Here is a 9,611-nt window from a genome sequence, read left to right on the forward strand (position 1 = left end):
CGGTATCCCCCAAGTATACCGGTATGGCCGCGCTCCCGAAAAAGAAAACGGCATGGCAGGGAGTTCCTGGCAGGAAGGCCGCGGCACTTCGGCATCATCACTTGCAGCAAAACGAACGGAAACGCCCCATCTCGACTAGGACGATGTCCTAAAGACACCCGGACCAGCCTCCGCTATCGTTTTTCTGCATCGTCCACAAGTTATGCACCCATCTCCGATGGCTGCACGCCCTTCAAGGAGGAAGGGAGCCGCATAGCGTTTTGCCTATTCTTTTGTCCGTTATGACCCGTGCGGCGTATGAAATGCCGCGCTAGCCCGCGCGACTCCGCACCGAAGCACAAATCGCGTCCAGAGCAGATGCCGACCTGCCGATCCCGTCATTGACGGACGACATGGGGCAAACCGGCCAGACCGCGCGATTCGTCACTGATCTGTCAGACCGACGTGTTCGTTTTCGACGATCGGCTCGATTATTGGTGCGACCAAGGGTACGACTCCATCGGCGCGCCGTGGCTGGCCTCGACACAAACCGCGTCCCATCGCCTGCTATTGGAGATCAATAACGCGTTCCGCAAAAATACAAGCAAGAAAAGCAATGCGCATTATTTCAGGGTCGGCAATGGCGGGTTTTCGCTCAGAAATACTAAAGCCATGCTGCGCGCGGTTGCACGACGCCAGCAACATATGGCGGACACGTCCTCGCCGACGCAGGCGCACCCGAAGCATCTTCACATCGAAGACCTGTATTTTTCCCTGGTTGCGCCGACGCTGGTCGACATGAAGATTCCCGACTATCGCGAAGCGGTAGACTTCTGCCTCGATCGACGCCCCAAGCTGGGACTGAAGCTAAACCGTGGCAAGCTGCCCTTTGCCTGCCACCGATGCTTCGATCCGAAGGCCATAAAACTATGGCAACCGTTCATTCAGGCCTGTCGCGAGCCGTACAAATTTAGCGCAAGGCATCCGAGGATGCCTTCGGCGGGATTTTGAGCATCACTCGATGTTCTGCACCTGCTCGCGCATCTGTTCGATCAACACCTTCAGTTCCACCGCTGCATTGGTGCTACGCGCATCGATCGACTTGGAGCCCAGCGTATTGGCTTCGCGATTGAATTCCTGCATCAGGAAATCCAGGCGGCGGCCTACCGGCTCCTTCAGGCCCAGCACACGGCGCGCTTCGGCGATGTGGGTGGTCAGGCGATCCAGTTCTTCGTCCACGTCGACACGCGTAACCTGCAGAACCAGTTCCTGCTCCAGGCGGCCGGGCTCGACCGGCTGCTTGAGGTCGGCCAGCCGTGACTCCAGGCGCGCGCGCAAGCCTTCGCGAATCTGTGGCATCCAGCCGCGTACATCGGCAACGATGCGTTCGATCGCGTCCAGGCGCTCGCGCAGGAGATCGGCCAGCTTGGCGCCTTCGCGCTCACGCGTGGCAGCAAGCGCGTCCAACGCACGATCGAGCGCCTGCAACAGCGCCGCCTGCATCGTCTCCGGATCGGACTCGGCCTGCTGCATCACGCCGGGAAAGCGCAACAGTTCCGTAAATTGCACTTGCATGCCCGGAAACCGACCTTCCAGTTCACGCGCGACCTGCGCCAGGCGATTCAACAAGCCGCCATCCACGTTCAAGGCATCGGCGCGCGTCTCGCTACGCAAGCGTACCGTCAAGTCCACCTTGCCACGCGACAAGCGCGCAGCAATCCGCTCGCGCAGTACGGATTCGAAATTGCGCAAATCGTCCGGCAGGCGCGGGCTCAGCTCCAGATAACGGTGATTGACCGTCCGCAACTCACAGCTCAGGGTGCCGGTGGGACCGGAGGTCTCAGCCGATGCATACGCGGTCATGCTGCGAATCATGGAGGTCTCTGCAAAGAAGAGTGGAATAAGGCCGGCAATGGTAAACTCTTGCGCTCGACTTGCCCAATTGCTCAACTCAGGCCGCTCCCACGATGAATGCCGTCAGCCGCCCTAGCGGCCGCGCCAGCGACCAGCTGCGCACCGTTACGATCGAACGCCATTACACCCGCCATGCCGAAGGTTCCGTCCTGGTCTGCTTCGGCGATACCCGCGTGCTCTGCACCGCCAGCATCGAGGATCGCGTGCCGCCGTGGCTGCGCGGCAAAGGCGAGGGCTGGGTGACCGCCGAATACGGCATGTTGCCGCGCGCCACCTCCAGCCGCACCCAGCGCGAAGCCGCGCGCGGCGGCCAGGGCGGGCGCACCATGGAAATCCAACGCCTGATCGGCCGCAGCCTGCGCGCCTGCATCGATCGCCAGGCGTTAGGCGAGCGCCTCGTCACCCTCGATTGCGACGTCATCCAGGCCGATGGCGGTACGCGTACGGCCGCGATTACCGGCGCCTACGTGGCGCTGGCCGATGCAGTGCAATTCCTGATGAAGCGCGAAAACCTGCGCCGCAATCCGATCGTCGGTGCGGTCGCAGCGGTATCGGTCGGTATCTACCAGGGCATGCCGGTGCTCGACCTCGATTACGCCGAGGATTCCAACTGCGACACCGACATGAACGTAGTGATGAACGACGGCGGCGGGTTTATCGAAGTGCAAGGCACCGCCGAAGGCCATGCCTTTCGACGCGACGAAATGGACGCCCTGCTCGGCCTGGCCGAAAAAGGTATCGCCGAACTGGTCGCCGCGCAGCGCGCCGCGCTGGGTACGGGCTGATGTCACGCATCGTTCTGGCCAGCAGCAATCCTGGCAAGCTCAAGGAGTTCGGCGCCCTGCTCGCCGACAGCGGCCTGGACATCGTCACCCAGGGCAGCCTGGGTATCGAAGACGCCGATGAAACCGGCCTGACCTTCGTCGAGAACGCACTGCTCAAAGCACGCCATGCCGCCCAGCACAGCGGCCTGCCGGCGCTGGCGGACGATTCCGGCCTTTGCGTGGATCACCTCAACGGCGCGCCTGGCCTGTATTCGGCGCGCTATAGCGGCACGCACGGCGATGCGTCGGCCAACAACGCCAAGCTGCTCAATGCGATGGATGGCGTGCCGACGGAACGGCGCGGCGCCTTTTTCATCGGCGTGCTGGTCTTGCTGCGTCACCCGGAAGACCCCGCTCCGCTGATCGCCGAGGGACGCTGGTACGGCCGCATTCTTACCGAAGCGCGCGGTACCGGCGGCTTTGGCTACAACCCGGTCTTCCTGCCCGATGGCTATGAACAGAGCGTGGCCGAAATGGAGGAAGCGCAGAAAAACCGCTTGAGCCACCGCGGCCAGGCACTTAGCCTGCTGCGGGAACAGATCCGCTCGCGCGGGTTCTGAGAAGGCAAGGTGGGCGCAGCTAGGGCGGACATGGATCGCGCTATCTGATGTTCTGCCTGCGACGCTCCCCCTCTCCCCTGGCTTTGCCGAGGACAGGGTTGGGGTGAGGGGCGGCTCCACGAAGTCCATCACGAGCGGTTATTCAACACCCTCCAAAAACAGCTCGAACAACGAAACCGACTCTCACCTAGTTGCCGTATCCCATGCCGCTTACGCCGCCACCGCTCTCGCTCTACGTGCACATGCCGTGGTGCGTGAAGAAATGCCCGTACTGCGATTTCAACTCGCATGGCCTGCGTGACGAACCGCCGCCGTACGCACACTATGTCGATTGCCTGCTGGCCGATCTCGATGCCGACCTGCGCGATTTCGGCGCAGCCGTGCAAGGGCGACAGATTGTGAGCGTCTTCTTCGGCGGCGGCACGCCGAGCCTGTTCGCGCCCGATCTGATCGCCCGCTTTCTCGATGGCGCCCACACACGCTTGCCTTTCGACGACGCGGCGGAAATCACCTTGGAAACCAATCCAGGAACCGTCGAGCACGGTCGTTTCGATGGCTATCTGGCCGCCGGCGTCAATCGGCTCTCGTTCGGCATCCAGAGTTTCGACGATGCCAAGTTGCAACGGCTCGGCCGTATCCATTCGGCTGCCGAAGCCGCAGCTGCGGTGAAATCGGCCCAGGATGCCGGCTACGCCAACATCAATCTGGACCTGATGTATGCCCTGCCCGAGCAATCGCTCGAAGGAGCGCTGCACGATGTCGAGCAGGCCATCGCGCTGGACCCCGCACATATCTCCCATTATCAGCTGACCCTGGAACCCAACACCGCCTTCGCGGCCAATCCGCCGCCCTTGCCCGACGACGACCATGCCTGGGCCATGCAGGAAGCCTGTGAAGCCCGGCTGGCCCAGGCGGGCTATCGCCAGTACGAGATCTCCGCCTATGCCCGTGCCAACCGGCGCTGCGTGCATAACCTCAACTATTGGCGCTTCGGGGACTACCTGGGCATCGGTGCCGGTGCGCACGGCAAGCTCAGTTCGTCGAACGATGGCAACATCCGCCGGCGCTGGAAGACACGTCATCCTCGCGCCTATCTGGATAGCGCCGCGGATACTGGGCGCATCGGCGGCGACACCGTGGTGGCCGGCGACGAGCTGCCCTTCGAGTACATGCTCAATGCGTTACGCCTGATCGATGGCGTCCCGGCAGCCGATTTCGCCGAGCGTACCGGCCTACCGGATACGGCCATCGCCCCCGCGCTGGCACAGGCACAGGCTCGTGGCTGGCTGGAAGTCCGGCCCGATCGGCTCAAGACCACCGCACTGGGACAGCGCTTCCTCAACGACGTCATTGCCTCCTTTTTGGCCTGAGCACTGGCCTGAACCCCCATCGAAAGGCCGATGGCGGCTCAGCGCCGCCCGGCATAAACTGAGTCGCAACAGGTGGGACAGGGGTGGCCATGGACGTCGAACCGCAAGGGCGGCTTGAGCCGTTCACGCATGAACGCAACGCGACGAGCCCGGAAAGCGGCCGATGGCCGGCGCGTGCGCGTCGCCTGATCGGTGAAGTCCACGCCCTCACCCTCCAGCATTTGGACATGGCGCTGCGCCAATGCCTCGACGAACTGGAGCAGCAGCTGTATGCGCAGGCCGACCGCACGCGCAATCACCTCGATCAACAACTTTTCTTCGACAGCCGGCTACGTGTGCAACAGGAACGCGCGCGCCTGCTGAAGCGTTTTCTCACCCTGATCGGCGAGCGCTATCGGCAGATGGGTACGTCCACCGACAGCGACGGACGCGTACAAGACAAAGCGCCACAACCGCTATCGCTGCTCGATCGCGACGAACACGAACAGAAAGCCGCACTCGGCAAACTGGTAGCACGTGGCGAGGCGCGCAATGGCCCAGCCCTGTTCGAACTGAGTTACCGGCTCGCGGTGATGGTCGCCGCACCGCCGCTCGAGGGTGAGGCGCTACCGCTCGGTCCGCTCGCGCTCACGCATGCATTCCACGATGCAACCGCTGCGATGGAACTACCGATCGAACACCGCTTGCTGATGCTGCGGAGCTTCGACCAGACCGTTATCCAGGGCCTCGGGGCGCTCTACGGAACCGTCAACGAATTGCTGCGCAGCCAGGGCATTCTGCGTCAACTAAGGGCGTTTCCGGGTGTGCGGCAAAACGTGCTGCACAGAACGCCTTCGCGTGGCACTGAGGAACCGGCACCGCCGATTTCCCCTTTGCAACCGCCGCAGGCGCAAATCCAGGCTCCACGCGACGACCATATCGCCGTGCTGGAAAACCTGCGCACTTTGCTTGCACAGGGGCGCAGCGCAAGCGCCCAGGGCACGCTTGGCGGACGCATCGCCACCACCGATGAGCTGCAGCTCGCTTTGAACGCCGTCCAGCGGCACGTCAGCGACATTACCGATCACGCCAGCCGCGAGTTGCGAAGTGCGCAGCGGCTGCGCGAAGAGCTGCTGCTTCACCTGAATACCGGCAAGCCAGCCGGCGCGCCGCCGACCGATCTTTCGCCGGAGCAAGGCGATACGGTCGAACTGATGGCGATGCTGTTCGAACAATTGCATCGGCAGATGCGCCAGGGCTCGAATGCGCAAAGTGTACTGAGCGGGCTGCAAGTACCCATGCTGCGCATGGCCGTGGCCGACCGTAATTTCTTCGACCAGCAAGAACACCCTGCGCGCAAATGGCTTGGCGCGGTTGCCGAAGCCGCCAGCGAATGGCTGGATACCGGCGACAGCGAGGCCGATCGCGCACTGGCAACGCAATTGGAACAGTTGGTCGCGCGTACGCAGCGCGAGCCGCCCAGCACCGGCCTTTACACCAGCCTGCTGGCGGATATCGAACATCACCTGGCCCAGCTTGCGCGCAAGGCGCAGATCGCCGAGCGCCGCCAGGTGGAGGCCATGCAAGGGCGCGAGCGCCTGGAGCAGGCGCGCCGCCAGGCCGCCCAACTGATCGCCGAACGCTTCGCCCTGTCGCCGCCACGCGGCCTGTTGCGCACTTTGCTGGAGCGCGCCTGGTCGGACGTGCTGGCCTTGACGCTGCTACGCCATGGGCAGGAAAGCGAAGCCTTTGCCGAACGCCTGCACATCACCGATCAACTGCTCGGCCATGCGCCGACCTACGATCGTCTCAAGCTCCAATACGATGTGGAAACCGGCTTGCAGCAGATCGGCATGCATGCCGAGGAAGCCGAACAAGTCGCGCAACGACTGTTGGGTGCAGGCACCGACGAGCGCAAGGACGATGGCCCGACGGCGACCGGCCTGGCGCTCAAGCTCAAACAGCACCAGCGCCTGGGCGAAACCGCGGCCGCCGCACCTGCGGCAGCCGCGCCTGTGCCAGCTCCCACACCTGACATCCCGGTCGATCCGCGCGAGCAACGCATCTACGAGCGGTTGCTGCAACAGCCGTTCGGAAGCTGGTTCGAGTTCGTCGACAGCGACACGGGACAGATCAGCCAACGCAAGCTGGCGTGGTTCTCGCCTGTCTCCGGCCACTGCCTTTTCATGACCCGGCGCGGTCAGCGCGGCGAGGATATGGATCTGCATGCCTTGGCCCGTGCGCTCGCCCGCGGCGCGGTGCGCGAACTGGCTACCGCACGCGAGACGCTGATCGACCGCGCCTGGCACGCATTGACGGGCAACTTGCGCCAATGGGCGAACGGTGATCGCGCATGAGCCAGAACGTCACTTCGATGGAACAGCGCCGCGCACGCCGCCGTGCGGTCGATTTCACGACGATCGTGACCGATGCGATCACCGGCAAACCGATCGGCCAGCTCGGCAATCTTTCGACCACCGGCATGCTGCTGATCGCCGCGCACGCTCCCCGCAGCGATGCCATCTACCAGGTCAGTCTGCCCCTGCCCGGCCCCGGCAGGGTTGAGCCGATCGAGCTGGGTATCCAGGAACAGTGGCACGAGTCGACGCCGCGTGCGGGGCAGATCTGGGCGGGCTTTCGCATCATCGCGATCGAAGAGCACGATGCGGCACGGCTGGCGAACTGGGTCGAGAATTCAGGGGCACCGTAGCAGCAGCCCGCTGCAAGCGTCCGATCAACCCCTTGTTTCATCTGGATATCTAAAGCAGTGAGGAGTGAGGAAGAGCCTGGCCCGCTCGACTCCTTTGCCAAGAGCGTGCGGCGGCCGGCGGCAGGCAGCCGGCACGGTACGCGGCCCACCGGGACACGGTGTACGCCGCTTCGAACTGGCACCTGTCGCCTCGGCGAGCGATGATGCGAGGCTTGTCCCCGCTCCGCCAGGAACTCGTCATGACCGATCTTGCCGCGCTCTATCCCCATCATCTGGCTACGCTGCGCGAACGCGCGGACCGGGCGCTCGAACTGGGCGGCTACGACCATCTGGTCATCGCTGCCGGCATGCCGGTGCGCAAGTTCCTCGATGACCTGGATTACCCATACGTCGCCAACCCGCATTTCCGCCACTGGCTGCCGCTGACCGATGCGCCCGGCAGTTGGGTGGTCTATTCGCCTGGCACCAAGCCCAAGCTGATTTTCCTGCAGCCACGCGATTACTGGCATGTCGTGCCCGCGGCGCCGGCCGGCTACTGGGTCGAGCATTTCGACATCGTCATCATCCGTACCGCCGACGAAGCGACCAAATATCTGCCGGGCGGCCGCAGCGCGATTCTCGCACCGCCGTCGGTGCTCGACGGTGTCGAGGCAAATAGCCCGCAGGATGTGGTCGATTACCTGCACTGGCACCGCTCGTACAAGACACCTTACGAACTGGCGCTGATGCGCCAGGCCAGCCGCACCGCCACGCGCGCGCATCGCGCCGCCGAGCAGGCTTTCCGCGCCGGCGGCAGCGAGCTGGATATCCACCAGGCTTATCTCAAGACGGCAGGCGCCATAGACGCCGAATTGCCTTACGCCAGTATCGTTTGCCTCAACGAACACGGAGCCGTGCTGCACTACACGCATTTCGATCGCAAACCGCCGACGCAATCCCGCTCGTTCCTGATCGACGCCGGCGCCGCCTCCGCCGGTTATGCCAGCGACATCACCCGTACCTACGCCGCGCACGGTGCCAGCGAGTTCCAAGCGCTGATCGACAGCATGGACAAGGCTCAACAGGGCTTTGTCGCCAAGGTACGCGCCGGGCAGAGCTATCCGGAGCTGCATATCCACGCTCATCGCGTCGTAGGCGAGGTATTGCGCGAGCACGGCATCTTGCACATGAGTGCGGAGAGCGCAGTGGAAAGAGGCGTCACTTCGACATTCTTCCCGCATGGCCTGGGGCATCCCATCGGCTTGCAAGTGCACGATGTGGCGGGCTTCCAGCAGAACGAACGCGGCGGCAATATTCCGCGCCCCAGCGGGCACCCCTACCTGCGCATGACCCGCGTGCTGGAGCCGGGCATGGTGGTAACGATCGAACCGGGACTGTATTTCATCGGCATGCTGCTGGACGAGTTGCGCGCAAGCCCCGAAGCCGCCCATGTGAACTGGGCCAAGGTCGACGCGTTACGTCCATATGGCGGCATCCGTATCGAGGACGATGTGGTGTGCACCGAAAGCGAGCCGGAAAACCTGACACGCGATGCGTTCGCGATGGCATGAAGCCCCTGGGTTCCGGGCCGGGCGGCGCGTAGGGTTCCCATCGCGCACTTGATCCTCGTCAATCCGACGACCGACTCCAGGCTGCAAGATCGCAAAGGTGGCTGCAAGGCCACCTTTTGTTGTGTACGGCTCCGCAACCTCCGAACTCCACACTGGAAACAGGTACGTGCCCCCACTATCCTGCCTGCGACAATTGACCATCTGCGACATTGCTCCACAGCGACAGCTTCTCGCGTTCGGACGTATGCTTTTTTAGGCAAATCCCGGGGACCGCTGCATGATCGTGTCAGTCGCCGCAACCGAGCAAACTCCCGCAGCACGTAAACCGCTGCGCCGGCTGGGCGTCAAACTCGTCGCGTTGGTCGTCGCCAAGATCCTCGTGCTTACCCTTATCTGGTGGATTGCCATCGCGCCGCACCCGCGGCCCGATGCCAGCCCGCGTGCCATCGAGCAATTGCTCGCACCTGCCCACGCTTCTTCACATGGAGGTAGTCCATGATCGTCGACGCCGATGTCGTGACTTTGTCGCGACTTCAGTTTGCACTGACTGCGCTGTATCACTTCCTGTTTGTTCCATTGACGCTCGGCCTGGTGTGGATACTCGCCATCATGGAGGCGGTCTATGTAATGACTCGCCGCGAGGTATGGAAGCGCATGGTGCAGTACTGGGGCGTGCTCTTCGGCATCAACTTCGCCATGGGCGTGGCCACCGGCATCACCATGGA

Annotated in this window: 10 protein-coding genes; 9 read left to right on the forward strand and 1 reads right to left on the reverse strand. The window is 63.4% G+C overall.

The features are described from left to right. The first annotated feature begins 429 nt into the window (after positions 1-429). Positions 430-990: a DUF5672 family protein gene (locus VIM98_RS11395; RefSeq protein ID WP_331993238.1), complete on the forward strand. Its 561-nt coding sequence runs from the start codon at positions 430-432 to the stop codon at positions 988-990. A gap of 3 nt (positions 991-993) precedes the next feature. Here VIM98_RS11395 and VIM98_RS11400 read toward each other — a convergent pair whose 3' ends face one another. Then, positions 994-1,854, reverse strand: a complete 861-nt coding sequence (locus tag VIM98_RS11400) for a YicC/YloC family endoribonuclease (RefSeq protein ID WP_331993229.1) — start codon at positions 1,852-1,854, stop codon at positions 994-996. A gap of 92 nt (positions 1,855-1,946) precedes the next feature. Here VIM98_RS11400 and rph point away from each other — a divergent pair, with 92 nt between their 5' ends. The 8 genes from rph to VIM98_RS11440 form a co-directional block, all read left to right on the forward strand. After that, complete coding sequence (gene rph / locus VIM98_RS11405; RefSeq protein WP_331993230.1) at positions 1,947-2,678, forward strand: ribonuclease PH; 732 nt, start codon at positions 1,947-1,949, stop codon at positions 2,676-2,678. Beyond that, complete coding sequence (rdgB, locus tag VIM98_RS11410) at positions 2,678-3,277, forward strand: RdgB/HAM1 family non-canonical purine NTP pyrophosphatase (RefSeq protein ID WP_331993231.1); 600 nt, start codon at positions 2,678-2,680, stop codon at positions 3,275-3,277. Before rph ends, rdgB begins: the two co-directional genes overlap by 1 nt. 203 nt (positions 3,278-3,480) lie before the next feature. Further along, complete coding sequence (gene hemW, locus VIM98_RS11415; protein WP_331993232.1) at positions 3,481-4,647, forward strand: radical SAM family heme chaperone HemW; 1,167 nt, start codon at positions 3,481-3,483, stop codon at positions 4,645-4,647. 89 nt (positions 4,648-4,736) lie between these two features. Continuing rightward, positions 4,737-6,983, forward strand: a complete 2,247-nt coding sequence (locus tag VIM98_RS11420; RefSeq protein ID WP_331993233.1) for a DUF1631 family protein — start codon at positions 4,737-4,739, stop codon at positions 6,981-6,983. Next, on the forward strand, positions 6,980-7,336 hold the full coding sequence (locus tag VIM98_RS11425) for a PilZ domain-containing protein (RefSeq protein WP_331993234.1): 357 nt from the start codon (positions 6,980-6,982) through the stop codon (positions 7,334-7,336). Before VIM98_RS11420 ends, VIM98_RS11425 begins: the two co-directional genes overlap by 4 nt. Positions 7,337-7,575: 239 nt before the next feature. Then, positions 7,576-8,886 (forward strand): Xaa-Pro dipeptidase, encoded by a 1,311-nt coding sequence (gene pepQ, locus VIM98_RS11430; protein WP_331993235.1) that lies wholly within the window; start codon positions 7,576-7,578, stop codon positions 8,884-8,886. A 277-nt stretch (positions 8,887-9,163) separates the two neighbouring features. After that, complete coding sequence (cydP, locus tag VIM98_RS11435) at positions 9,164-9,385, forward strand: cytochrome oxidase putative small subunit CydP (protein WP_331993236.1); 222 nt, start codon at positions 9,164-9,166, stop codon at positions 9,383-9,385. Continuing rightward, on the forward strand, positions 9,385-9,611 hold a 227-nt coding region (locus tag VIM98_RS11440; protein ID WP_331993237.1), incomplete at its 3' end, for a cytochrome ubiquinol oxidase subunit I. The genes cydP and VIM98_RS11440, both read left to right, overlap by 1 nt.

It is taken from the genome of Dyella sp., from assembly GCF_036568765.1.
In the GTDB taxonomy this organism is placed as follows: Bacteria; Pseudomonadota; Gammaproteobacteria; order Xanthomonadales; family Rhodanobacteraceae; genus GSA-30.